This is a genomic window from Mesorhizobium sp. WSM4935 (assembly GCF_029625735.1).
Taxonomy (GTDB): domain Bacteria; phylum Pseudomonadota; class Alphaproteobacteria; order Rhizobiales; family Rhizobiaceae; genus Mesorhizobium.
Genome location: NZ_JARTVR010000047.1, coordinates 1 through 777 on the forward strand (window position 1 = coordinate 1; position 777 = coordinate 777).

Sequence of the window (777 nt, forward strand, 5' to 3'; positions counted from 1 at the left end):
CTAGGTGTGAGCTTTCGAGAGGTTGTCCATTCGGACCGGACCGAGGAGACTGGAGTTACCACGCTTCAGCATCCATCGGAGGGTCCGAATGAACATCCACAAGAATGCCCGTCTCACACCGCTGCGTCGAGAGGAGATGGCGTTATCGGTGATAGAAGGCGCTTTTTCCAAAGCCCATGCGGCGCGCGTCTATGGCGTGTCGGCCAAGATCGTGGCGCGCTGGGTCGAGCGCTATAAGACCAAAGGGCGGGCCGGCATGGTCGACCGCTCGTCGCGGCCCACCGTCATGCCGAGCCTGACCGAACAGTCCGTGGCCGAGCGCATCGCAGCCTTGCGTCGCCAGCGGCTGACCGGCAAGCACATCGCCCATGAGGTCGGCGTCTCGCCCGCCACCGTCAGCCGGGTTCTCAAGCGTGCCGGGCTGTCGCGGCTCAGGGATATCGAGCCGGCCGAACCGGTCCGGCGCTACGAGCGGGAGCATCCCGGCGAGATGATCCATATCGACATCAAGAAGCTCGGCCGCTTCAGCCAAGTCGGCCATCGTATCACCGGCGATCCGCAAAAGGGCAAGTCGCGCGGCGCCGGCTGGGAGTTCGTCCATGTCTGCATCGACGACGCGTCCCGCATCGCCTTCTCGCAAATCCTGCCCGACGAGAAAAAGGAGTGCGCCATCGCCTTCCTCAAGGCCGCGGTCGCCTATTACGCCAGCCTCGGCGTCACGATAGCCCGCGTCATGACCGACAACGGCTCCTGCTACAGATCAAAGGCCTTCGCCAA

At 63.8% G+C, this 777-nt stretch carries 1 protein-coding gene; it reads left to right on the forward strand.

The annotated features are described in order from the left end of the window. Positions 1-88 precede the first annotated feature (88 nt). A partial coding sequence (locus P9273_RS32035; RefSeq protein WP_278052568.1) for an IS481 family transposase occupies positions 89-777 on the forward strand: 689 nt, incomplete at its 3' end.